We start from the raw sequence: 25,249 nt of genomic DNA, 5'->3' as shown, positions 1-25,249 counted from the left end.
CTCCCTTGAATCTGCCGTGACGGGGTCGCCGTCGCGGACGTCGTGACCAGGACTGGTGTGGGCCGGGCCACAGGTCAAACGTACCCATCTCCCGTGGTGTCGCGCAGCAAACTCGGCGGGGCGCGGTCAACCCGAGGGCCGGGGTCGCCCATCCGGCACTGGGGTCCCCCAGCACCGGTGCCCCCGGAGGAGGGCCCGGGGTCGTCCCCCAGTGCGGCACGAGCCTGCGCGGCACAAGTATCGAAGCGCTGACATGTCGTCGCCGGGAGCCATGGGGGCTTCTCTCGGGCGCGACGCCTCTGGCCTCACCATCGCCGCGACCACGGCAACGGCGGGGCGTGCAGTTCATCCAGGCCACGCCGCTCGGGCGACGGAGGACCTGCACCGTTGGGGGATAGACCGTGACCACCAGTTCACCCCGCGACCGCTCTGCCGGTCCGCGACCCGTCGTACGCCTGCTCCGGATGGCGCTCTCGCTTGCGATCGCCTTCCTGACCGTCCCGTTCCTCACGCTCGCTCCGGCGTACGCCGACGACGCGGCGACCGCGTCAGGCGACGTGACAGCGACGGAGGTGGTGGATCCGCCACCGGACTCGACAGCTGACCAGCCGCCGGCGGACACGTCGGCGGCCCAGGAGCCTGCCCCGACGGAGCCGTCGCCCACGGCCCAGGAAGCACCTGCGCCCGACCAGCAGACGACGCCCGACGTCACGACGACCGACACCACCGGCGGCACGAGCGGCACGGACACCAGTGGTGGCAGCACCACCGGCAGCGGGAAGCCCTCGCTGAAGACCTCGTCGGTCACGTCCGCGGCGACGACCGCCGACCCGGACTGCACGGTCACCGACTTCGACCAGAACACGCTCGAGAGCGGCGGCGGGACCTGGCTCAACGGTGCCCTCAACCAGCAGAACAGCAACTACGCCGAGGGTGACTACGTGCCGCAGAAGGTCGAGCTCGGGCGCCTCGTGCCGGGCACGTACACGCTCGGCTTCACGTTCGACCGCACCAAGAACGGCAAGTACGCCTACGACTACGTCGCCGACCTCGCGATCACCGGCAGCACCGGCGCGACGGCGACCTGGTCGAGCACCACCGACCCGACCGGGTTCGACGGGCCGGCGCCCACGACGACGCCGACCGGCACGATCTCGGTGCTCATCACGTTCACGATCACCGACGCCACGGACGCCACCGCCACCCTGCTCTGGAGCGGCCACATCGCCTCCGAGCTCGACTACGGCCCCGGCAGCGGCGCCGGCTCGATCAGCGGCGCGCCGTACCACTTCTCGCTGACCAGCACGACGGGCACCTGGGGCTGCGACGCGGGCAACCGCGACAACCAGCTGATGGCCGACGCCGTCGACGCGGGCACGATCACGATCGTCAAGGACGCCCAGCCGAACGCCGCGCAGGACTTCCACTTCACGCTCGCGGCGCCCAACAACCTCGACGCGACGTTCGACCTCGACGACGACGACGACGCGACGCTGCCCAACAGCGTGACCTACCGCGTGCCCCCGGGCACCACCACCGCGGGCGAGGTGAACATCCCCGACGGGTGGAACCTCACCGGCATCAGCTGCAGCAAGGCGGTCACCCGGAGCGGTGACGCGGTGAGCGTCATCCTGGCCGACGACGAGGCGGTGACCTGCACGTTCACCAACAGCAGGACCTCCTCGCTCGAGGTCGACAAGTACTGGGTGATCAACGGCGGTGACCCCGTGCAGGAGGGCTCCGAGCCCGCCGTGCTGGGCCTCGGCGCCCAGCTCACCGTCGACGGCGCGAACCAGCCGTGGGACACCGCGCTCGGCGGCTACCTCCAGGGCACGTCGGTCTCGCTCGGCGAGTCCGTCAGCTTCGGCAACGACCTCTGCGACTGGGCCGGTACGACGCACGGCAGCGTCACCGAGGTCAACGGCACCACACCCGACAGCACGACGCTCCCCCACGACGTCACGCTCGGCGGCGGCGCCAACCACGCCACGATCACCAACGAGGTCACCTGTGGTGGCGCGCTCGTGCTCAAGAAGGCCGTGGCCAACACGAACGGCGGCACCGCCGTACCGGGCGACTTCACACTCGTCGCATCCCCCGCCGGCGGCGGTGCCGACCTGACCACTGCGGGCTCCACCGCTGGTCACACCTTCCAGGTGGCCGCAGGTGCCACCTACGACCTCTCCGAGACCGGCGGTCCGGCGCACTACACGCTGACCGGCATCGACTGCGGGTCCGGCCCGGTCACGAGCGTGCAGGTGCCTGCGGGACAGACGCGCACCTGCACGTTCACCAACCACGACAGCCCGGGCAGCCTGACCCTGGTCAAGAACGTCGACCACAACGGCACCGGCGACACCACTGCCGCGACCGCGTGGACGCTCACCGCCACCCCCTCGGGCATCAGCGGCCAGGCGACGATCTCCGGCGCCACCGGCGTCTCCGGCGCCACGAAGGCCGGCAGCTACGCGCTCACCGAGGCCGGCCCGACGACGTACGCCGCGGGCAGCTGGAGCTGCCTCGCCGGGGCCACCCCGGTGGCCGTGACCGACGGATCGGTCGCGCTGGCGATGGGCCAGGACGTCACCTGCCAGATCACCAACACCGCGATCGCGCCGCACCTGACGCTGGTCAAGATCGTCGACCCGGGCGACACCGGTGACCTGACGGACGCCTCGCAGTTCACGCTGACGGCGACCCCGGAGATCGACGGGCGGGCGTCGCTCAGCGGCCCCGGCCCCACGGTCAGCGGAGACGTCATGGTCGGCACCTACGACCTGAGCGAGACGGGTCCGATCGGCTACGAGGCGCGGGCCGATGGCTGGCAGTGCGTCGACTCCTCGCAGGACCCGGTGGCCGTGACGGGTGACGCCGTCACCCTGGCCGTGGCCGACGACATCACCTGCACGATCGTCAACGTCGCGGTGCCTGCCACCGTCGAGGTCGACAAGTACTGGTCGGTCAACGGTGGTGACCCGATGCTCGACGGGACGCAGCCGTCGAACCTGCAGCTCGACGCGCAGCTCATGGTCAACGGCCAGCCGAAGGACTGGGACACCGCGATCGGCGGCTTCCTGCGCGGCGCCCCGCTCACGCTCGGCGAGGACGTCACCATCGGCAACGACCTCTGCCGCCAGACCGGCTCGCGGCTCGTGGAGAGCCACGGCTCCACCGCGGACGAGAGCCTGCCGTACGACACCACCGTCTGGGCCGGCACGAACCACTACACGATCCTCAACACCGTGCAGTGCGCCTCCGAGCTGACCCTGGTCAAGGTCATCGACCACGGCACCACGGGCGACGAGACGGCCGCCTCGGCGTTCACCCTGACGGCCGACCCGACGCTCGAGGGCGAGCCGACCCTCAGCGGAGCGGGCGGCGCCAGCTCGGCGGTCAGCGCGGGCGACTACGTGCTCTCCGAGACCGGCCCGACGACGTACGCCGCGGACCTGGCCGGCTGGAGCTGTGTGGCGGGCGACGACACCCTCGACCTCAGCGGGTCGACCGTGACGGTGCCGCTCGCGACGAGCGTGACCTGCACGATCACCAACCACGCCATCCCGAGCGAGTGGACGGTCTCCAAGACGTCCGACCCGCCGAGCGGCTCCACGGTCCAGCCCGGTGAGCAGATCGACTACACGGTCACGCTCTCCAAGGTGGGCAACGGCGTCCCGGTCGAGGACTTCGACGTCACCGACACCCTCACCGGTGTCCAGGACGGCTGGGTCTCGGGCCTGCCCGCCGAGGCCACGATCAGCAACGGCGTGATCACCTGGCACGTCGACGAGCTGGGCGACACCCCACTGACGCTGACCTACACGGTCACCGTCGGGGCCGACGCGTGGAACTCCGAGATCGACAACGTCCTGACGCCCGGCCCGGTGCCGTGCCTGGTCGTCGACGACCAGCCGTGCGACCAGACCGAGCACTACACGCCGCACTACACGCTCGACAAGGACGTCGCACTGCTCGACGAGCCCGGCGACGGCGACGGCCTGGCCGAGCCCGGTGAGCACCTGAAGTACACGCTCACCGTCCACAACGACACCGAGCACGCGCTCGTCGACACGGTCATCACCGACGACCTCTCCGACGTCCTCGACGACGCCACGATCGTCTCCCTCGGCGACGGCCTGTCCCTCGACGGGACGACGCTGAGCTGGGCGATCTCCGACCTCGCACCGGGCGACACCACCACCGTGTCGTACGTCGTCGAGATCAACGCCGGTGCCTGGGACGCGACGCTCCACAACATCGCCACCCCGGCGCCCGACGACGGCGGCGAGTGCGTGCCCCCGGGCGACGTGCCCGGCGGCACCGACGACAACGCCGAGTGCGAGACCACGACCCTCACCCCGCCGGTCACCACGATGGTCGTGGAGAAGCGCGACCTCGAGACCGACGAGGTGCTCGCCGGCGCGACGTTCCAGGTCTGGTCACTGGGCCCCGTGCCCGAGGGTGGCTGCGACTTCTCGGTCGAGCCGGGCGCCGACGGCCAGGTGCTCGTGGGCACCGCGGTCACGGAGGCCGATGGGCAGGCGCTCTTCAACGACCTCCAGCACGGGTGCTACCTGCTGGTCGAGACCGGTGCACCTGCCGGCTACGACCTGCCGAAGGACCCGGTGATGGGCGTCCAGGTCGACGAGCTGAACTTCGTCAGCGGCGGACAGATGGCACCGATCGTGGTGACCGACTTCGCCGAGGGCCAGCTCGCCATCGTTGCCAAGAAGCAGTACGAGAAGGTCGGCGGCAGCTGGGTCGAGAGCGACGGCAAGGTCGGCTTCGGCGACACGGTCCGCTACGTCGTCCGGGTCGCCGCGACCGGGCCGAAGAACTTCCACAACGTGGAGGTCACCGACTACGTGCCCGGCTTCAACCCCGAGGACAACGTCTCGACCCTCGACGCCACGCTCGTCCCCGGCTCCGCGAAGTGTGCGGAGGGCCTGACCTGCACGGTCACGGTCGACCCGGTGACGCAGCTGGTCACGTGGGACATCGGGGACATCACCCCGGCAGCCGGCGACACCATCGGCGGCACCGCGGTCATGGACGTCGTCTTCCCGGAGCCCCCGTCCGACCTGGTCCTGCAGCCGGAGGAGACCTACACCTCCACGCTGTGGAACATCGGCTACCTCGCCTGGGACGAGGCCGTCGAGGCCTCCGACGCCGGCCAGGTGGCACGGCTGGCCCGGACGGCGGGTGGCGGAGCGGGTGCCCGTGTGGCCTCCGCGGTGATGGCCACCCTGCCGATGGTCCACCACACCCTCACCTCCAACGAGGTGGTCGTGACGGCCTCCATGACGGCCCCGCCGGAGGTCTTCGTCCCCGGCTCGACGCCGCCGCCGGCAGGTACGCCGCACGGGTCGCCGCTCCCCCAGACCGGAGCACCCGCCTCGATCCTGCCCCTGGGCTTCGCCGCCTTCGTGCTGATCGGCGCCGGCCTGATCCTCACCCGCCGCCGCAAGGAGGAGTGACCCGCCCGTACGACGCGTGGCCCGGGTCCTGGTTCGCCAGGGTCCGGGCCACGCGCCGTTGGTCGTGCGGATGCCTGGGGGCGACTCAGGTGCACGTGCCCCTGAATCGACCTCCCGGTGGGCGGTGTCGGGTCGACTTTGGTGCACGTGCACCAGAGTCGCGGCCCCTGTGCACCCGGACGCCCGGGACCTCGCCGCCCCGACGACGCGTGCCGTTCACGGGCGCTGGCCTAATCTGGCTGCGTGAAGCTCCTCATCTGGATCGTGTCGACCATGGCCGGACTCGCGGCGGCCGCCTGGCTCTTCGACGGCATCTCGGTCGAGGGAGCCGACTGGCAGCACAAGCTCGTGCCGCTGCTCGGCGCCGCGGTCCTCCTGGGCCTGGTCACGTCGCTGGTGGAGCCGGTCGTGAAGTTCTTCTCGTTCCCGGTGATCATCCTGACGATCGGGCTCTTCGTCCTCGTCATCAACGCCCTCATGCTCCTGCTGACCAGCTGGCTCGCCGACCAGCTCGACGTCGGCTTCCACGCCGAAGGCTTCTGGACGGCGCTCTTCGGCAGCCTGGTCATCACGCTCGTCGCGTCGCTGACCCGCGCGTTCCTCCCCGACGAGGACAGGTCGTGACGACCGCAGCGCTGCCTCCCGCACAGGGCCCGGGCTACCGGGTCGCGGTGGTCTGCCTGGGCAACATCTGCCGCTCGCCCGTCGCCGACGTCGTGCTCAACGACCGCGTCGCGACTGCCGGGCTCGACGTCACCGTCGACTCCTACGGCACCGGCGGCTGGCACGTCGGCGAGCCGATGGACCGGCGCTCGGCCGCCACCCTCACCGCCGCCGGCTACGACGCCAGCAGGCACCGCGCGCAGCAGTTCCGCGGCGCCCACGCCTCGGCGTACGACGTGGTGCTGGCGATGGACTCCTCGCACCACGACGAGCTCCGCGCGCTCGGCGTCCCGGAGGAGCGGCTGCTGATGTTCCGCGCGTTCGACCCGGAGGGCGAGGGCGACGTGCCCGATCCGTACTACGGCGGGCCGCAGGGCTTCGACGACGTGCTGGCCATGATCGAGCGCACCGCCGACGTCCTGGTCAAGGAGCTCGCGGGGGTGCCGCAGCCGTGACCCGGCAGTCGGCGATCGCGCGACGTGCGGAGCAGCTGCTCGGCACGGCGGTCGTCTCGACGGCCCCCGTCGCGGGCGGCGACATCAACACCGCCACCCGGCTGCGTCTCTCCGACGGCCGCGTCGTGCTCCTCAAGTCGCAGGCCGGGCCGCCGCCCGGCTTCTTCGCCAGCGAGGCCCGCGGCCTGCAGCGGCTCGCCGAGGCGGGAGCACCCGTCCCCACCCCCCTCGCGTACGACGAGGCATGCCTGCTGCTGCCGTGGATCGAGCCGGCGCGCCCGACAGCCGACGCCGCCGACCAGCTCGGCCGCGACCTGGCCGCGCTCCACCAGGCGCCGTGTGCGGGGTTCGGCGGCGACAAGGACGGCTGGATCGGCCGGCTGCCGCTCTCCAACGCGACGGCTGCGACCTGGGCGGACTTCTACGCCGGCCAGCGGGTCGCGCCGTACCTCCGGCTCGCGCTCGAACGCCGTGCCATCGACGCCGACGACGCCGAGGCGGTGGCCGCAGCGATGGGCCGCCTCGCCGCGCTCGTGCCGGTGGAGCCGCCCGCGCTGCTCCACGGTGACCTGTGGAACGGCAACGTGCTCTGGGGCGCCGACGGGCGCGCGCACCTGATCGATCCGGCGGTCCACGGTGGCCACCGTGAGACCGACCTGGCGATGCTCGCGCTCTTCGGGCTGCCGCAGCTGCCGCGCGTCCTCGCGGCGTACCAAGAGGTCTTCCCGCTGGCCGACGGCTGGGAGGAGCGCATCGGGCTGCACCAGCTCTTCCCGCTGCTGGTGCACGCAGCGATGTTCGGTGGCAGCTACGGCGACCGGGCCGCACGGCTGGCGCGCGCCTTCCTCTGAATCGGGGTACGGGGCGGTCATGGACGCATCAGCCTGGGTCCCCGCCGATCCGACGCTCGAGGAGCTCCAGCACGCCGCACCCGACTGCCGCGGCTGCGAGCTCTGGAAGCCCGCGACACAGGTCGTCTTCAGCGAGGGACCGCCCACGGCGCGGCTCGTGCTCGTCGGCGAGCAGCCGGGTGACCACGAGGACCGCGACGGCGAGCCGTTCGTCGGGCCGGCCGGGCGGCTGCTCGACGAGGCCCTGGTCGACGCGGGCACGCGCCGTGAGCGGGTCTACCTGACCAACGCCGTGAAGCACTTCCGCTACGAGCAGCGCGGCAAGCGCCGGATCCACAAGAAGCCCGACGTCGGCCACATCGAGGCGTGCCACCCGTGGCTCGACGCCGAGCTGGAGGTCGTCGACCCACGGGTCGTCGTCGTGCTCGGCGCGACCGCCGGACGCGCGGTGCTCGGTCGGACCGTGAAGGTCGGCGCTGAGCGCGGCACCCTGCAGCAGCTCGACGCACGCCAGGTCCTGCTGACGACGCACCCGTCCGCGGTGGTCCGGCTGCGCGGCAAGCCGGAGTTCCCCGAGGCGTACGCCGCGCTCGTCGGCGACCTGCAGGTGGCGGTCCGCGCGGCGGGTTGAGGTCGCTGCCTGGGTCGCGCGACTTCTCAGCGCGACTTCAGGAGGCAGTGGCATTGTTTCCCCGTGCCCACCACGCCCGCCCCCAAGCCGCACGTGCTCGTCGTCGACGACGACCGCGCGGTGCGTGAGTCGCTCCGGCGGTCGCTCGAGTTCAACGGCTACCAGGTCTCGATGGCCTCCGACGGCGCCGAGGCGCTGGCCGGCATCGGCAGCGTGAAGCCCGACGTCGTCGTGATGGACGTGATGATGCCGCGGCTCGACGGCATCGAGGCGACCCGGGCGCTGCGGGCGGCGGGGCACGACGTACCCATCCTCGTGCTGACGGCGCGCGACGCGATCGGCGACCGGGTCGACGGGCTCGACGCGGGCGCCGACGACTACCTGACCAAGCCGTTCGCGCTGCAGGAGCTGCTGGCCCGTCTCCGCGCGCTGCTCCGCCGCGTCGTCCCGGCCGAGCAGGAGACCGACGAGACCCTCGGCTTCGCGGACCTGACGATGGACCTCGCCTCCCGCGACGTACGCCGCGGTGACCGGCGGATCGAGCTGACCCGCACGGAGTTCGCGCTGCTCGAGATGTTCCTGCGGCGGCCGCGGCGCGTGCTCGAGCGGAGCTTCATCCTCGAGGAGGTCTGGGGCTACGACTTCCCGACGACCGCCAACTCGCTCGAGGTCTACGTCGGCTACCTCCGCCGCAAGACCGAGGCCGAGGGCGAGCAGCGACTGATCCACACGGTGCGCGGCGTGGGCTACGTGTTGCGCGAGGGTCCGTGATCCTCCAGTACCGCCGCAGCCTCGCCAGCCGCGTCACCATGCTGACCACGATGGCGGTGGCGATCGCGATCGCCTTCGTCGCCTTCGGGGCCTTCATGACGGTGCGGCTGCAGACCCAGGCCTCGCTCGATGCCTCGCTCATCGCGCGTGCCAAGGCCGTGGCCACGACCGTTCGCGAGGTCGAGGTGCGCGGCACCAAGTACAACGTGCCCACCTGGCTCCTCGGCGCCTCCGACGTCCGCCTCTTCCTCGTGACCGACGAGCACCTCGTCTACTCCGCCGACTACGGCGGGTCACCCAACTTCGGCGAGCCGGAGTTCGACGTCGCCGAGGGTCAGCGCGCCAGCGTCGTCCGCACGATCACGCAGGACGGCCACCGCTACCGCGCCGCCACCTGGCCCACCGAGGGCGACCAGGGCCGTGCCGTCGTGCTCGTCCAGTCGCTCGACGCGCAGGACCGCGTGCTCCGCCGGCTCGGCCTGGTCATGCTGCTGCTCGGTGGCGCCGGCGTCATCGGCGCCGGCCTCGCCGGCTGGGCGGTCGCCCGCTCCGGCCTGCGGCCCGTACGCCGCCTCACCCGCGCCGCCGAGGACATCGCCCGCACCGAGGACCTCCGCCCGATCGAGGTCGGCGGCAACGACGAGATCGCGCGCCTCGCCTCGGCGTTCAACCAGATGCTGACGGCGCTCGCCGCCTCCCGCGACCGCCAGCGCCAGCTCGTCGCGGACGCCGGCCACGAGCTCCGTACGCCGCTCACCTCGCTCCGCACGAACCTCGACCTGCTGGCCCAGGCCTCGTCGGGTGAGGTCGACATCCCCGCCGCCGCCCGCGAGGAGCTGCTCGAGGACGTGCAGGCCCAGATCGAGGAGCTGACCACACTGATCGGCGACCTCGTCGAGCTCGGCCGCGAGGAGTCGCTGACCCACGTCGTCGAGCCGGTCGACCTGGCCGAGGTCGTCGAGCGCGCGCTGGTGCGGGTGAAGCGCCGCGCGCCGGAGGTCCACTTCCAGGTGGACGCCGACCACTGGTGGGTGACGGGTGAGTCCGCTGCGCTCGAGCGGGCCGTGCTGAACCTGCTCGACAACGCCGCCAAGTGGTCGCCCGCCGGCGGCACCGTGACGGTCACCCTCTCCGCCGGCCAGCTCCGCGTCGTCGACGAGGGTCCGGGCATCTCCGACGAGGACCTGCCCCACGTCTTCGACCGGTTCTGGCGCTCGCCCGAGTCGCGCGGCATGCCGGGCTCGGGCCTCGGCCTCTCGATCGTCCACCAGATCGCGCTCCGGCACTCCGGTCGCGTCGAGGCCGGCAAGGCGCCCGGTGGCGGCGCGCAGCTGATCCTCCGGATCCCCGGCAAGGTCTCGCCGGACTGACGGCAGCCCCGTCACGCGCGGCCCGCACCGGTGACCGTGCAGCGGTTCGGGTCCGCCGGCAGTCGGCAGACGACCCGAACCGCTGCACGATCAGTTCCTTGGTCACGAGCCGATCACCCGAAAGTGCCGGCGCCACTCCTGCGACGGCGCGAACGGGGTACCCCCGCAGGACGCCCAGGCCTCCTGGACGCGCGCGAGCACGCGGTCCGGGCGCCGGAACAGGTCGGTCGCGATGACCACCACGAGTCGCCATCCGTTGGTGTCCAGCCACTCCCGTCGCTGGAGGTCATGGCCCCACTGGCCCAGGTCGCCGCGATGGTGCTGCCCGTCGTACTCGACCGCCAGCCGTAGCGCGGGCCAGCTCAGGTCGAGCCGGTACCCGCCGCCGTTGACGACCCCGTTGACGACCGGCGGCGGGAATCCTGCCAGGACGAGCAGCACCCGGAGCCGCGACTCCGTCGGCGACTCACTGCCCATGTCCGCAAGGGCTGCCGCGCGGACCGCGACAGAGCGCGCGACACCCCTGAGCCCGTGTGCAGTGGCGGCGAGCTGGGCTGGCGTGCACCACCGTCTCGCCAGGAGGTGGTCGGCAGCGACCACGAGGTCGACGAGCTCGAGGCGTGCTGCGAGCTCCCGGAACAGCGTGGTGCCGCACGACACCCTCACGCCTCCGACCACCGCCGTCGCACCGGCCCCGCCTACGTGGACCGCGAGGCCGTCGCGAGGTCGACGGTCGGCGCGCGCGGACACGGTGACATGCGTCAGCGACGACGGCGGGACCGGTACGCCGAGCAGCTCGGCGGCCGTCTCATGGCTGGCGTACGCCGACGGCGGATGCACCAGCAGTGCGGCACGGGCGCGCACCTGGACGCAGTCCGCGACGTCCGCGCGCACGTGCACACCCCTCAGGACCTGCCGGTAGCGAGGCCCGCGGAGGAGTCCGGGGGTGATGCCCGCGGCTCGAGCATCGCCCACGGCGAACGGCACGCGGTCGTCGAATGCACTCACGTCCCTGACTCTGCGGACCTGCCGCGACCTGGGCAAACCGCTCTCCACAGGCCGTGCGCACGCGCGAAAGCGCATCCCGTGCAGTGGTTCGGGCACCGACTGCGCCGCCGGACGACCCGAACCGCTGCACGATCAGCAGACGCAGCGGGGCGGACAGCTCAGGCGTCGAGCACGCGGAGCAGGCGCTCCGCCTTCCAGCGGGTCTCGGCGTACTCCTCGACGCAGTCGGACTGCACCGTGATGCCACCCCCGGTGCCGAGCTCGTAGCGCCAGCCCTCTCCGGCGGCGGTCGCGACCAGCGAGCGGATCACGACGCCCAGGTCGGCGCGGCCGTCGGCGGCGATCCAGCCGAACGCACCGGCGTACACACCGCGTGGGGTCGCCTCGACCTCGTCGGTGACCCGCATCGTCTGGAGCTTCGGGGCGCCGGTCATCGAGCCCGCCGGGAAGAGGTCGCGCAGCGCACCCACCGTCGTGACGCCGTCGCGCAGCCGCCCGCGGACGGTCGAGACGAGCTGGTGCACGGAGGCGTAGGACTCGACCTCCATCAGCGCCGGCACCTCCACCGACCCGGCCTCGCAGACCATGCCGACGTCGTTGCGGAGCAGGTCGGCGATCATCAGGTTCTCGGCGCGGAACTTCGGGTCGCTCCCGAGGTGGGCCGCCAGCGCCGCGTCCTCCTCGGGCGTCGCGCCGCGCGGGGTCGTGCCCTTGATCGGCTTCGTCTCGAGCACCCGCTGCCGGTCGACCAGCGCGTAGCGCTCCGGGCTCGACGAGAGCAGCCAGGTGCCGCGGTGCTGCAGGAACCCGGCGTACGGCGCAGGGTTGCTCGCCCGCAGCCGGAGGTACGCCGTGACGGGGTCGACGCCCGCCTCGACCGCCTCGCGGTAGGTGAGGTTGAGCTCGTAGGTGAGCCCGGCGTGGAGCGCGTCCTGGACGCGCTCGAAGGCGGCGGCGTAGTCGGCAGGGACCTCGGGCGCCGGCTGCGCACCACGCGGGGATGCACTCCGCGCGGCACGGGCGTCCGGGTCGTGCTCGAAGGCGCGGAGGTTACGCGTGCGCATCCAGACCGCGTCGGGCACGCCCACGGCCGGGCGCGCGGGCAGGTCGGTGCGGCACGCGTAGCCGAAGTAGCCGACCCAGCTGTCGTCGGGATCGCCCGCCTCGATCTCGGCAGCGAGCGCGGCGAAGATGTCATCGCCCACGACCTCCGACGACGCGCCGGTGTGGCGGGTGACCTCGCCGGCCGCCGCGTCGAAGGTGAGCGAGACGTCGTCGGCGTCGAGCCAGCCGATCACCGAGCGGCGCGACGACCAGGCGCGGGCGCCGCCGCCGTCGAGCCAGAAGACCCGGTCGTGGGAGGCGGCGACGGTGCGGAAGAGCTCCTCGGGCGTCGTCACGAGAGCTCCAGGAAGTTGGCGACCAGCTGCGCACCATGGGCCGACAGCACCGACTCCGGGTGGAACTGCACACCCACCTGCGGCTTCCACCGGTGGGCGACCCCCATCACGACGGACGAGCCGTCGGCCGCCTCGCAGGTGGCGGTGACCTCGAGCTGGGCAGGCACCTCGAGTGCCGCCAGCGAGTGGTAGCGCACGGCCGTGAACGGCACCGGCACCCCCGCGAAGAGCGCCGAGCCGTCGTGGGTCACCGACGCCAGCTCGCCGTGGGCCGGCGCGATGCGGTCGACCCTGCCGCCGTACGCCGCGACCAGGCCCTGCATGCCGAGGCAGACACCGAAGATCGGCCGCTCGTCCTCGCGGATCAGCGCAGCCCCGAGCGAGAAGAACGCCGGGTCGTGGGGCGAGCCCGGGCCCGGCGAGAGGACGAGGTGCGTGTAGCCCGCCAGGTCGTCTCGCGACACAGCATCATGCGAGGCCACGTCGGGCAGCACACCGGTCACCGAGGCGATCAGGTGCGCGAGGTTCCACGTGTAGGAGTCGTGGTGGTCCACGAGCACGACGCGCGGAGCACCGGCGTTCACGGGAGGACGAGCTCGCAGACGAGGTCGTGGATGATGTCGAAGCCATGCTCGGTGAGGATCGACTCGGCGTGGAACTGGATGCCGCGGAAGGTCGCTCCGCGCACCACGTGGATGTCGCCGGTGTCGGGGTCGAACTCCGCCGTCACGCCGTCGGGCAGCCCCGAGCCGTCGCGACGGACGCGGCCGACGAAGGTGTTGTAGAAGCCCACCCGCTCGGTGCGGCCGTTGAACGGGATCGGCGACTGCGTGCCCTGGAAGACGATGTCCTTGTAGCCGAGCTCGATGCCCAGCCGCTCGCAGAGCGTCTGGTGGCCCAGGCAGATCGAGAGGAAGGGCTGCCCCGACCCGATCAGCTCGTCGGTCGCCGCGCGGAACGCCGCGATCTTCGGGTGGTCGCCGTCGCGGGGGTCACCGGGGCCGGGGCCGACGATCACCAGGTCGTAGGGGTCGAAGACGCCGGGCGCGTAGTCCTCGAACTCGACGACGTCGGAGCTCATGCCCATCACCGCGAAGACGTGGCGGATCATGTTGACGAAGTCGTCCTCGCCGTCGAGGATCGCCACCCGCTTGCCGCGCAGCGCGACATCGGGAGCCGAGCCGCCCTGGTCGGTCAGCCAGAACTTCGAGAGCCGCTGGTTGCGCGAGCCGAGCGCGAGGAGCACGTCCTCGTCCTGGGCCAGCGAGGCGATGGAGCCCTCGGGCGCGGCGGGCGCCGCCGGCACCAGGCCGAACGCCGACAGGATGCCGCCCGCCTTCGCGTGCGTCTCCGCCACCTCGTACGCCGGGTCGGAGTCGCGCACGAGCGTCGCCCCCGCGGTGACCTTGAGCCGGCCGTCGACGCGGACGTCGGCGGTGCGGATGATGATCGGGCTGTCGACCGTGGCCTCACCCGACGCGTCGCGACCGATGAGCGCGAGCGCGGAGGCGTAGTACTCGCGGCCCTCGGTCTCGTACTTCTTGATCAGGCGGCAGGCGTTCTCCACCGGGGAGCCGGTGACGGTCGCGGCGTACATCGTGTCGCGGAGGATCTCGCGGACGTCGCGGCTCGAGCGGCCGGCCAGGAGGTACTCGGTGTGGACGAGGTGCGTCATCGGCTTGAGGAACGGGCCGAGCACCTGGCCGCCCTCGTTGCAGATGTCGCACATCATCTTCAGCTCTTCGTCGACGACCATGAAGAGCTCGTAGATCTCCTTCTCGTCCTTGAGGAACTCCAGGAGCGCGGCCTTGCGGTCGACGGACTCGTCGCGCGGGATGCGGAAGGTGCCGGAGATCGGGTTCATCCGGACGTCACCGCCGGTGACCGACACGTGGCGCTCCGGGGAGGCGCCGACGAGGTAACGGTCGCCGGTGAAGAAGACGTAGGTCCAGTAGGCGCCGCGCTCGCGCTCGAGCAGGCGGCGGAAGACGGTGAGCGCGACGTCGGTCGACATGTTGGCGACCTGCGCGCGGAAGTGGCGCCCGACGACGAGGTTGGCGCCCTCGCCCTGGCCGATCTCGTCGCGGATGATCGACTCGACGACCTTCGCGTAGTCCTCGTCGGACGACTCGAAGCCGCCCCGGTCCTCGAACTCCACCGGTACGTCGGGCAGCGCGGCGAGCAGGTCGGCCACCGGCACCTCGGTCTCGCTGTCGATCGTCACGACGACCAGCGGCGTGCCGTCGTCGTGGGCCTCGAAGCCGCGCTCCGCGACCTGGCGGAACGGGATCGCGACGAGCCGGTCGAAGCGCCGGCCGGCCGCGGGCGCACCCGTCTCGAGCGGGATGTCGAGGATCGACTCCACCTCGGCCCGCGCGCCGGCGATGAGGGTCACCGTCGCCGAGTCGCGCAACCGGATCGCCGCCCACGCCTCGCGGCCCGTGATCGCATCGAGCGCGGAGCGCGCGGAGGCGGGGGCAGCGGGCGTGGAAGTCATGGGCGAAGCCTAACGACGGGCACCCTCCGCGGCTCCTGCATATCCGGCGGCTGGAAGTCGACGTCGTCACCAGGTCGTGACCGGCCAAGCGGTGCGCATCGGAACAAGTCCGACTTACCATTCATCGACGGACGCCGCGGGGGCACCCGTCGTACGTCCTCGGGGGAACCATGCGTCGCCACCTCATCCACCTCGTCAGTGCCGTGGGCCTGGCTCTGGGCGGTGCGACCCTGCCGCTGACGGCCGCCCACGCAGCGACCGGCACGTTCGCCACGATCGACACGAGCGTGGACGGTCAGGTCAGCGGCACCTTCACGTCGGAGGCAGGTCGGGCCCGCGTCGAGTTGCGCGGACCCGACGGCCGGGTCTCGGACCAGCGGGGCTACACCCCGACCGCGGGCGTGCCCACCGCGTTCCAGGCCTACGCCCTCGTCCTGGAGCCGGGCAGCACGGCCACGCTGACGCTGACGGAGTGCGACGCCGACTGGGGCAACTGCGTGACTGCCGACGAGCGCACCGTGACCCTGGCCGATGCCGGCCCGGTGACGGTCGCGGCAGAGCCGGCGGACGCGTCGCCCATCGCGGTCTCCGAGCACCCCGAGAGCAGCATCCGCGTCACCCTCGGCAACACCGAGAACCGCGTCGGCCACCTCCGCATGTACGTCGAGTGGCTCGACGCCGACGGGTGGACGCTCGCCGAGTTCCCCGACACAGAGGTCGAGCTGCCGCAGCCCGCCGCGACGTACGACGTGGGGTTCTCGCCGACGTACATGGGCCCCGGCGTCCACCGGCTGCGGCTGAACGTCCGTGGTCCGCGGCCGGGACAGGTCACCACCACGCAGGAGTTCACCGTCGAGGTCGTCACGAACCCCACTCCGCCGAAGATCACCGCGGTGACGCTCTCCGACACCCGCGTCTACCCGACTCGTGACGGCTACCGGGACTCCGTCGAGATCCGCACCTCGCCGATGTGGGGCTACCACGAGGACCTCGGCATCGAGGCGCGGCTGGAGATCTGGAATGCCGACCGCACCCAGCTGCTCCGGACGCTCGACTGGTCCTACGAGACTGCGGCCTCGACGGTCTTCATCTGGACGGGACGGGCCGCCGACGGCACCCGGATGCCCGCTGGCGTCTACGCCACCCGCGCGGTCTACACGGACGACGGGCGCGAGACGGCGTACGACGGGCCGTCGATCACCGTCGTCCGCAAGCACCTCGAGGCCCGGACCTGGCGCAAGGTCGTCACGGCGGCCGACAGCCGGGTCCGTCAGGAGGTCGGGCACTGCTCCCGCGTCCGGTCGCCCTCACGCCACGGCTGGGCGGGATCACTCGGGCTGTACTCCAACGTGAAGTGCCACGACGGCTTCGATGCGAGCAAGGTCCGCACGATCCATCGGGCACTGGTGCCGGCAGCGACGCGTCATGACGGCGTCCAGATCGACGTCTACGGCGGCTCCCCCGACCTGAGCCCACCCGACTGGGCGCAGCTTTCCTACCGGCTCCGCGACGGCCGCTGGATCGGCGTCACCAGCCCGCAGTCGCCCGTCGGGTGGCACACCGGCTCGTCGTACGCCGGCATGGTGCACACCGACCGCAGCGTCCAGTGGGACATGCGGGTCAACCGCGGCAAGAGGTACGACGTCAGGTCGTTCCGGATCACGGCGCGCTACCGGGTGCTCGTCAACGACTGACCCGGCCGGGGAGCCACTCCGCTGATGGACCTTCATCGCAAAGCGGATGGTCGACGCAAACCGGAGGTGTCTCCCTCGCCCGCGAAGGACACGGATCGATAACGTCGTCGTGCGCCCGGGCCTGGTCCGGGTTGCACCGACGCGGGCGGTCCGGGTACTCGGAAAACCGGACCGCCCGCGGAGGGAGCAAACGGGGCGACGCTGTGCGAACACCGTTCGCACCTGAGCGTGAAGACCACTGCATGCGGGGCAGGAGGGGCGCGATGGCCACGGGAGCCCGCAGCGCGCATCCGACCCGGCAGGCGCGACGCCGGGCCGCGACGTACGACGAGATCGTGCGGGCCGCCCGCACCCTCCTCGCGCACCAGCAGGAGCTGACCCTGCGCGGCGTCGCGACGGCGATGGGCGCCAGCCCGGCCGGGCTCTACCGCTACGTCGCCAACCTCGACGAGCTGCGGGACCTGGTCGCGGCCGCGATCGACGAGAGTCTCGCCGCCGACGTCCGCGCCGACCTCGAGCACCTGCCGCCCTTCGACGCCACCGGACGGTGGCTCGCCGCCTGGACCGGGCTGCGCCGCCGGGCGCTGGCGCGCCCCGACGAGTTCCGGATGCTGCTGGCCCGACCGCGCAGCGGAGGCGCCCCCGTGCGCGAGCTCTCCGACGCCCTCCTCGGCCGGCTCCTGCATGCGCTCTGGCAGCAGCACGACCTGGCCCTTCCGCCCGTCCCGCCCGCGGCGGTGAGCGCGACTGCGAACGTCGTTCGCGCCGATGCGGAGCCGTGGCCGGAGGAGCTCTCGTGGCTCCACGCGCGGGTCTGCACCTCCCTCCACGGCGTGATCGCGCTGGAGGTCACGGGCTACGTCGAGCCCACCCTCGTGCGCTCCTCGGCGCTCTACCGGAGCACGATGATCGACTGGCTCGCCCGCCTCGGCCAGGCTGGCGACTTCGACCGGCTGATGCCCGTCCTCGACGACGAGCTCGCCCGCTGAGGGTCGCCGCACCGTCGCAAAAAGTTTTCTCGCATGACGCTGGACACCTGATCGAAGCCGGGTGCAGGATGACGCCATTGGAGTCAGGGAATTCCGAGATCCCTGCTTTCCAAGGCCGAAGGTGGCGACAGCTGTCGCATTCCGAGCACTCGAGGCCACGGCACAACTGCACGCTGCATGAGTTCCGCAGCTCCGCCCTCGCGGCGACTGATGTGACCCTCCGCGCCGTCCGGCGCGCAACTCTCGGGAGATTCGACGATGGCTGAAGCCACTGCGACCGCTGACGGCGGTCTGGTGCGCCTCCAGCGGCGCGCGTGGACGACGTCCCGCGGCTGCTGGCGCCTCGTCGTGCTGCTCGGGCTGGCCTGGGTCGCCCTGCTGCTGATCGGCGGCACCGCCCACGCGGCCCCCGCCGACGAGGGCCGCAGCGACACCCCGCCGACGGCCCCCGGACCGATCCCGCTGCTCGGCCAGAGCCTGGCCAGCCTGGGCACCGTGGCCGAGGCGCTGCCGATCCAGCCCGTCACCCAGGTCCTCACCTCCGGCGCTCGCTCCACCGCGGCGCCCGAGCCGGTCGCGCAGCCCGTCGCGCACGCGGTCGAGACCGTGACGCAGGCGGCGGCCAGCGCCACCACCCCCGTCGCGAAGGCGGCCACGAGCGCGGCGGCCGCCGCGCCGGCGTACGCCCCGGCGGTCGGAGGGCTCCAGGCCGTCAGCGGCCTGACGGACAGCGTGCGCGCCACGGCCGAGGACACGGCGTCCAGCGGGAAGCTGCTCGACGTGAAGGTCCCGTCGTTCGGCGCGACGCTGACCCCGGTCGTCGCCGCCGCCGGCGAGCAGGTCGACGCGGCCACCCAGCTCGCCGCCGACGCTGCCGTGACCCTCGCCGCCCCGCTGCCGGTGGCGTACCCCCTCCACCAGCTCCTGGCCCCGGTGGCCCACGCGGTCGACCTCACCACCGACACCCTCACCTCCACCGCCACGCTGGCGGGCCGCACGGCCGACGCAGCCGTCGCCAGGACGACCCGGGCCCTCGCTCCGGTCCTGGCCGCGGTGACCGGCCCGGCGGGCTCTATCGCCGTGAGCGGTCCGGGTGCCGGGGGCAGCAGCGGCGTCCCGGCTCTCCAGCCCGGCCTGCCCGCGGCCGTGCCCGGCTCGGCCGCGCCGGCCGTCACCGATGTCCCCGCCGGGGCGATCCGGGGCACCGCGAGCGTCTGCTCCGACGACGCCCACGGCGGGCCTGCGGTGCCGCCGCCGGACGCCTCCGCCAGCTCTTCCCACGTCGTGGCGCAGCCCGCCTCCGACATCGCGACCGTTGCTCCGGTCCCGGTGTCGGGCGCAGGCTCCACCACGGGCGGCGGTGGCTCGGCCCCGACCCCTGCGGTGGACCAGACGCTGGTGCGCGTCGAGTCCGAGCCGGAGTTCACGGCCACCACCACCGAGCCCATCGAGGGCCCCACCGGGCCGATGCCGGGCACCCCGGCAGACGATCCGGCCTTCTCGCCTGACTGATCCAGGACGCCGCGTCCTCTGAGCGACGCGGCAGCCGGCACCCCGCGCGGACGCCGGATGGTCGACCACCCATCCCGGACGCGTGACGTCGGCCTTCGCAGGAACACAGCTGTGCCCGCAACACACCTGCAGTCGATTCCTTCGAACGTCCCTGAATCAGGAGAAACCCGCATGTCCAAGCAGCCTCGCGCCTCGCGCATCTCGGAGTGGCAGCCCATCGGTCTGGCCACCCCCCTCACGACGAACGACGATCCCCGCCTCTTCGTCCACGACCTCTCGGTCGCCCGGGCCCGCCGTACGGCGCGCTCCCTCATCGCCCCCGGCGTCGTCCTCGCCGCCACCCTCGGCATCGCGTCGACGGCGGCCGCAACCGGAATGACGGCGACCACCACCAGCCAGCCGACCATGTCGACCACGTCGACCACCACGACGACGTCGACCTCGACGTCCACCGGTGGCACGGCGACCTCCGGCGGCGGCACGACGACCACGACGGGCTCGACCAGCTCCCCGCTCTCGGGGCTCGGCGGAGGAGAGCTCCCGGGGTCGAACCTCCCCGTCATGGGCAAGTTCATCGCCAACGCGCCGAAGATCTTCTCCGGCGGCCTCCTCGCCGGCAAGGACGGCGTGCAGACCTCGGTCCCGCGGCCCGAGCACACGGCCCACTCGCAGGGTGGCGACGCGTGCGACTTCTTCCTCGAGCACATGTGGAAGAACGAGGACGGCATCCCCGTCATCGGGACGAACACCCACTTCCTGACGTACCACACGGACGCGGAGTACAAGAACCTGATCCTGTCGCTCGCGAGCGGCTCGATCGGCAACTCCCAGATGCCGATCGTCGACCTGTACGGCGGACCGCTGGGCTGGATCCCGATCTTCAACCCGAAGCACGTCGAGGGCCACGGCACCGACTACGCCACGATGCTCACCGGCTGCGGCGGGATGGGGCTCCCCGTCGACATCAAGACCGGCGCGGTCAACCTGGACCGACTGCCCACGCCCGACAAGGTGATGACTTTCGCAAAGCGGGTCGTGCCGGACGTCCCGAACCCGCAGAAGATCCTGGGTCCGGACTACCTCTACAACACCCTCGCCGTCGACGAGATCACCGATCGTCTCGGCTTCAACACGGTGTTCACCCCGGACGAGTACCTCAACTTCGCCACGAACAACGCCGACGCCTTCCGCACCCTGGGGACGACGGCGTTCGAGCCGCTCGCGAGCGGTGACCCGACGAAGCTCCTCGAGGTTCTCCAGGTCACGGACAACATCAAGACGCTCGAGTCCCTGGGGATGCCGGGCTTCAGCTCGCTCCTCGGGCCGCTCGTCCCGCAGGCCGGCACGACCCAGACGGTCACGATCGACGGCAAGACCTACCCCGTCCGCAACGGCAAGGTCACGACCGACGAAGGGATGGTCTACACCGCCCAGGGCGGCTCCGTCACCGTCGACGGCAAGCAGTACCCGGTCAAGGACGCCCCGACCAGCGGCGGCCTGACGGGCTCGCTCCCCACCGGCGACCTGCCGGTCGTGAGCGACCTCCTCAAGGGAGGCCAGTCCGACGGTTCCGCGCCGAGCTCCCCTCTCGGCGGCATCCCGGTCCTCGGTGGCCTGCTGGGTGGCTCGGCCTCGACGCCGACGAGCGGCGGCACCGGCAGCACCCCGACCACTGGCGGTACGTCCAGCTCCACCTCGCCGCTCGCGGGCCTGCCCGTCATCGGTGACCTGCTCGGTGACTCGACCAGCCCCACGGGCGGCACCACCACCCCGACCGCCGGCACGTCGGCTCCCACCTCGAAGTCGCCCCTGGCCGGTCTCCCGGTCGTCGGTGACCTCCTCGGCGGCGCCCTGCCGGGCGGTTCGTCCTCCACCCCGACGGGCGGGTCCTCCACCCCGACCGGAGGGTCCACCACCCCGACCGGTGGTTCGACCAACCCCACGGGCGGCACCACCACCCCGACCGGTGGCTCGACCACCCCGACCGGTGGCTCGACCAACCCGACCGGCGGCACCACGCCCACCACCGGCGGCACGACGGGCTCCGGCTCGACGTCTCCCGCGTCGGGGCTCCCGGTCGTCGGTGACCTGCTCGGCGGATCGTCGCCGCTCAGCGCGCTCCCGGCCGTCGGCAGTGTCCTCGGTGGCTCGACCACCCCGACCGGCGGCACCACCACCCCCACGGGCGGCACCACCACCCCCACGGGCGGCACCACGCCCACGACAAGTGGCAACTCGCCGAGCGAAACGCCCCACGGCACGGTCGCCTTCACGATCGCTGCACCGAAGGTCAACGGCCAGAGCTCGCCCAACGCCCCCGGCGTGACCATCCCGACGGGCCACCAGGTCACGTTCACGGTTCCCGTGACCAACACCGGCGACGTACCGCTGACCACCCTGGTCGGCAAGGCGTCCGACGGCGGCACCATGACCGGCGCGCGCCTGCCGCTTGCTCCCGGTCAGACGACGACCCTCACCTACACGACGACCGCGAAGCCGGGCACCCAGGCGCTCTCCTTCGGCATCGTCGGGTCGAACCCCAACGGCCAGCAGCAGGGCAAGACCTGCTCGGCGGTCTACACGGGTGACGTCCAGAACGGCGAGATCGCCACGACCGGCGCCCTCGAGGTCGACGACCAGCCCACCAACGACGCCGTCCGCTACACGTTCCACTCCACGGACGTGTCGAAGCTCGACGTCCAGGTCACCAACCACGGTGACGCACCGCTGCAGAACATCACGGCCACCTCGCCCACGGGCCCGGTGACCGGCGGCAAGACCACCCTGCAGCCGGGCGAGAGCACTTGGTACTCGATCCAGATCGCACCCAAGTCGGGCATCAACACCGTCCCGGTCACCTTCACCGGCACCGACCCAACCGGCAAGGTCACCACCGCGCAGGAGCGGTTCGAGTACACGCTCTGCACCTGCGCCGCCACGACGGCCCCTTCACAGGCCTGACGGACGAAAGGTCATTGAGATGAACCCCTGGATGAGGCGGTCCGTCGGGACCGGCTTGTTCGTCGGAGGATTCCTCGCCCTCGGCGTGGGCGCTGCCCATGCCGAGGACGCGGGGACCACCCCTCCGCCGGACCAGCCGATCCTCGGATCTGTCACGCAGCTGCTCGGCGGAGGTGGGCCACTCGGAGGCCTCACCTCGCCCCTGGGCACGCTGACCGGCCCCACCACGACGCACGACGTCCCCACGGTCTCCGTGCAGACGCTCGCGACGCCCACGGCGAAGACGGCGCCCGCGCCGGCGCCGGCCACCACGATGCACGCCACCACGGACGCCGGCGCGGCGTCCGGCACCAGCGCGCACGCGACCAGCACCACCCCGGTCGCCGGGCACGACACCTCCGGGTCGGCGACCTCGTCGACCGGTGGCTCGGCTCCCACGATGACGACGACAAGCTCGGTGTCGTCCTCGTCGTCGGCCGCGGCGTGCTCCTGCAACCTCACCATGGGTACGCCGACGATGAACGGCGCCGCTGCTGGAAGCCCGGGCACCGCCCAGGCTCCGGCCGGCACGCCGAGCAGCGTCGCCGTACCGGTCACCAACACCGGCAGCCTGTCGGTGACGGGACTCTCGGTCTCCGGACCGGGTGGGGCGATGGACTGCGGGACGACGACGCTCGCCGTCTCCGCCTCCACGACGTGCAGTGGAAGCTACGCGCCCACCGCCGGTGACCAGAGCGCACCCGTCCAGGCGACTGCCTCCACGCCTGACGGACGCAACGTGTCGACGTCCGGCCTGCTCTTCGTCACCGGTCTCGCCGGTGCCGCGGGCTCGTCGGGTACGTCGGGTACGTCGGGCACCCCGACCGGGACCACCACCGGCACCACGGGCGGCAGCCCGGCCGGCGGCACCCCGGACGAGAAGTGCAGCTGCCTCCTGACGTCGGGCACCCCGACGGTGGGCGGCACGACGGCCGGCACGCCCGGCCTCGCACAGGTCGCGGCGTACGAGCCGACCACCGCCTCGATCCCGGTCTACAACGCGGGTGACAAGACGGTGAGCAACCTGTCCGCCAGCAGCCCCGACGGGCCGCTGACCTGCGCGGACGGCGAACTGGCTCCGGCCGAGTCCACCTCGTGCTCGGGTCCGGTCCAGCCGAAGCCCGGCGACCAGGCCGTGCCGATCACGGTGTACGGCACGACGCCCGACGGTGGTCGCACCACCACCGGCGGCATCGCGTACGTCACCGGTACCACCGGCGGCACCGGCTCGACCCCGACCGGCGGCGGCACCACGCCGACGGGCGGGAGCGACCTTCCGCAGGTGATCCCCGGCAGCAACGGGTCGTACACGATCACGTTCAAGGGAACGACGTACGTGATCCAGCCCAACGGCACCGTCACCAGCCCGGCCGGCCGCACCGTGACCAACGCACCGCAGGTCACCACGCAGAGCTCGGATGGTTCCTTCACCATCGTGTTCAACGGCACCACCTACCAGGTGACGCCGGACGGCACCGTCGTGAAGCAGACCACCGGTGGCAGCACGCCGGCGGGCGGGTCGACCACCCCGACCGGTGGCACGTCCGGTACGCCGACGGGCGGCTCGACCACCCCGACGGGCGGCTCCAGCCTCCCGACGGTCACCCCGGGCAGCAACGGGTCCTCCACGGTCGTCTTCAACGGCACGACCTACACGGTCCAGCCCAACGGGACGGTCACCGACACCTCCGGCGCCCCGATGACCAACGCACCGCAGGTCACCCAGGGCACCAACGGCTCCTTCACCATCGTGTTCAACGGCACCACCTACCAGGTGAAGCCCGACGGCACCGTCGTGAAGCAGACCACCGGTGGCAGCACGCCGACGGGCGGCACGTCCGGTACGCCGACGGGCGGCTCCAGCCTCCCGACGGTCACGCCCGGCAGCAATGGCTCCTCCACGGTCACGTACAACGGTACGACGTACGTGATCCAGCCTGACGGCACCGTCACCAGCCCGTCCGGCAGCACCGTGACCAACGCACCGCAGGTCACCCAGGGCACCAACGGCAGCTTCACCATCACGTTCGGCGGGACCACCTACCAGGTGAACCCCGACGGCACGGTCTCGCAGGTCACCAGCGACACGGGCACCTCCGGCACGGGCTCGACCCCGACCGGCGGCACCACCGGCGGCACCACCGGTGGCGCCGGCTCCACGCCGACGGACGGTACGACGGGCGGCTCCACGCCGACCGACGGCACCGGCTCGACCGACGCGGAGCACGCCCTGGCGGTCAGCGCCGCGACCGTCAACGGCCAGTCCGCTGACGCGCCCGGTGCTGCCAAGGCGGAGGCGCACAGGCCGGCTGAGGTCGAGATGACGGTCAGCAACACCAGCGACCAGGCGATCAGCGACCTGACCGCCACCGCTGGCGACACCGTCATGACCTGCTCGGACACCGAGCTGGCGCCCGGCGAGACGGCCACGTGCTCCGGCCGGATCGTTCCGGTCGTGGGCTCGCAGACGACGCCGGTCGAGGTCTCGGCCGTGACGGCCGACGGTCAGCCGACCGTCGCCCACCGCAGCCTCTACCTGGCCGGGATGACGATGGTGCCGCCCGCCTCCGGCGTCGAGCCGGAGACGGTGGCCCACGCTCCCGTCCCCGTCGGCACCCACACGGGCATGTCGACCGGGGCAGGGGTGGCAGCCAGCCACGTCATCCTCGGGGGCGTCCCGGCACCGACCGGTCTGCAGCAGATCGTCGACCCGTCCGCCGGCGCGTTCCCGATGCCTCTCGGTGGCGTCGGGACCGGCGGCGGCGGGATGGCGCGCGTGCAGGCCACGCAAGAGAAGCAGGACGGCGAGCACGACGTGTACGCCTGGCTGCTCCTCCTCGCAGGCGTCGGGGCCGTCGCGGCCCCGCGCGTCCGCACCTCCCGCTCGCGCTGACGCACGAGCACCCCGCTGACGGGGTGCGGCGCCTCCCGCGC

Annotated in this window: 16 protein-coding genes; 12 read left to right on the top strand and 4 right to left on the bottom strand. The window is 72.2% G+C overall.

All coding sequences use genetic code 11. The annotated features are described in order from the left end of the window. Positions 1-401 precede the first annotated feature (401 nt). The 7 genes from IEX47_RS11280 to IEX47_RS11250 all read left to right on the top strand — a co-directional run bounded on the left by IEX47_RS11280 (position 402) and on the right by IEX47_RS11250 (position 10,215). Entirely contained in the window at positions 402-5,474 is a 5,073-nt protein-coding gene (locus IEX47_RS11280) for a DUF7927 domain-containing protein (protein WP_188784111.1), read from the top strand. A 243-nt stretch (positions 5,475-5,717) separates the two neighbouring features. Beyond that, positions 5,718-6,098, top strand: coding sequence for a phage holin family protein (locus IEX47_RS11275; protein WP_229662817.1), 381 nt, complete (start codon positions 5,718-5,720; stop codon positions 6,096-6,098). After that, positions 6,095-6,592: a low molecular weight protein-tyrosine-phosphatase gene (locus tag IEX47_RS11270; protein WP_229662816.1), complete on the top strand. Its 498-nt coding sequence runs from the start codon at positions 6,095-6,097 to the stop codon at positions 6,590-6,592. The genes IEX47_RS11275 and IEX47_RS11270 overlap by 4 nt, the downstream gene beginning before the upstream one ends. Then, a complete protein-coding gene (locus IEX47_RS11265) occupies positions 6,589-7,443 on the top strand; it encodes a fructosamine kinase family protein (protein ID WP_188784110.1) in 855 nt (284 codons plus the stop codon). The genes IEX47_RS11270 and IEX47_RS11265 overlap by 4 nt, the downstream gene beginning before the upstream one ends. Positions 7,444-7,462: 19 nt before the next feature. Continuing rightward, positions 7,463-8,074 (top strand): UdgX family uracil-DNA binding protein, encoded by a 612-nt coding sequence (locus IEX47_RS11260; protein ID WP_188784109.1) that lies wholly within the window; start codon positions 7,463-7,465, stop codon positions 8,072-8,074. A gap of 63 nt (positions 8,075-8,137) precedes the next feature. After that, complete coding sequence (locus IEX47_RS11255; RefSeq protein WP_229662815.1) at positions 8,138-8,845, top strand: response regulator transcription factor; 708 nt, start codon at positions 8,138-8,140, stop codon at positions 8,843-8,845. Beyond that, the gene (locus IEX47_RS11250; RefSeq protein ID WP_229662814.1) at positions 8,842-10,215 is read left to right on the top strand and encodes a HAMP domain-containing sensor histidine kinase; all 1,374 of its coding nucleotides are present in this window, start codon (positions 8,842-8,844) and stop codon (positions 10,213-10,215) included. The genes IEX47_RS11255 and IEX47_RS11250 overlap by 4 nt, the downstream gene beginning before the upstream one ends. Positions 10,216-10,317: 102 nt before the next feature. Here IEX47_RS11250 and IEX47_RS11245 read toward each other — a convergent pair whose 3' ends face one another. The 4 genes from IEX47_RS11245 to IEX47_RS11230 all read right to left on the bottom strand — a co-directional run bounded on the left by IEX47_RS11245 (position 10,318) and on the right by IEX47_RS11230 (position 15,120). Then, on the bottom strand, positions 10,318-11,223 hold the full coding sequence (locus tag IEX47_RS11245; RefSeq protein ID WP_188784108.1) for an endonuclease domain-containing protein: 906 nt from the start codon (positions 11,221-11,223) through the stop codon (positions 10,318-10,320). Between the two features lie 158 nt (positions 11,224-11,381). After that, complete coding sequence (locus IEX47_RS11240) at positions 11,382-12,623, bottom strand: anthranilate synthase component I family protein (RefSeq protein WP_188784107.1); 1,242 nt, start codon at positions 12,621-12,623, stop codon at positions 11,382-11,384. Beyond that, positions 12,620-13,207, bottom strand: a complete 588-nt coding sequence (locus tag IEX47_RS11235; protein WP_188784106.1) for an anthranilate synthase component II — start codon at positions 13,205-13,207, stop codon at positions 12,620-12,622. The genes IEX47_RS11240 and IEX47_RS11235 overlap by 4 nt, the downstream gene beginning before the upstream one ends. Continuing rightward, the gene (locus tag IEX47_RS11230) at positions 13,204-15,120 is read right to left on the bottom strand and encodes an anthranilate synthase family protein (protein WP_188784105.1); all 1,917 of its coding nucleotides are present in this window, start codon (positions 15,118-15,120) and stop codon (positions 13,204-13,206) included. Before IEX47_RS11230 ends, IEX47_RS11235 begins: the two co-directional genes overlap by 4 nt. Before the next feature lie 170 nt (positions 15,121-15,290). On the opposite strand from IEX47_RS11230, the gene IEX47_RS11225 reads away from it, so the two are divergent. From IEX47_RS11225 to IEX47_RS11205, 5 genes are all read left to right on the top strand, one after another. Beyond that, positions 15,291-16,814 carry a flagellar hook assembly protein FlgD gene (locus IEX47_RS11225; protein ID WP_188784104.1) on the top strand — a complete coding sequence of 508 codons (1,524 nt, stop codon included), beginning with the start codon at positions 15,291-15,293 and terminating at the stop codon, positions 16,812-16,814. Positions 16,815-17,077: 263 nt separating this feature from the next. Continuing rightward, positions 17,078-17,803, top strand: coding sequence for a TetR/AcrR family transcriptional regulator (locus tag IEX47_RS11220; RefSeq protein ID WP_188784103.1), 726 nt, complete (start codon positions 17,078-17,080; stop codon positions 17,801-17,803). 258 nt (positions 17,804-18,061) lie between these two features. Further along, on the top strand, positions 18,062-19,315 hold the full coding sequence (locus IEX47_RS11215; protein ID WP_188784102.1) for a hypothetical protein: 1,254 nt from the start codon (positions 18,062-18,064) through the stop codon (positions 19,313-19,315). 171 nt (positions 19,316-19,486) lie between these two features. Further along, a complete protein-coding gene (locus IEX47_RS11210) occupies positions 19,487-22,276 on the top strand; it encodes a COG1361 family protein (protein WP_188784101.1) in 2,790 nt (929 codons plus the stop codon). A 31-nt stretch (positions 22,277-22,307) separates the two neighbouring features. After that, on the top strand, positions 22,308-25,208 hold the full coding sequence (locus IEX47_RS11205) for a hypothetical protein (RefSeq protein WP_188784100.1): 2,901 nt from the start codon (positions 22,308-22,310) through the stop codon (positions 25,206-25,208). Positions 25,209-25,249: the final 41 nt, after the last annotated feature.

Source organism: Nocardioides phosphati (genome assembly GCF_014646375.1).
GTDB classification, from domain to species: Bacteria; Actinomycetota; Actinomycetes; order Propionibacteriales; family Nocardioidaceae; genus Nocardioides; species Nocardioides phosphati.
Note: the sequence above shows the minus strand (reverse complement) of the source record. Positions and strands in the feature narration are given on the sequence as shown.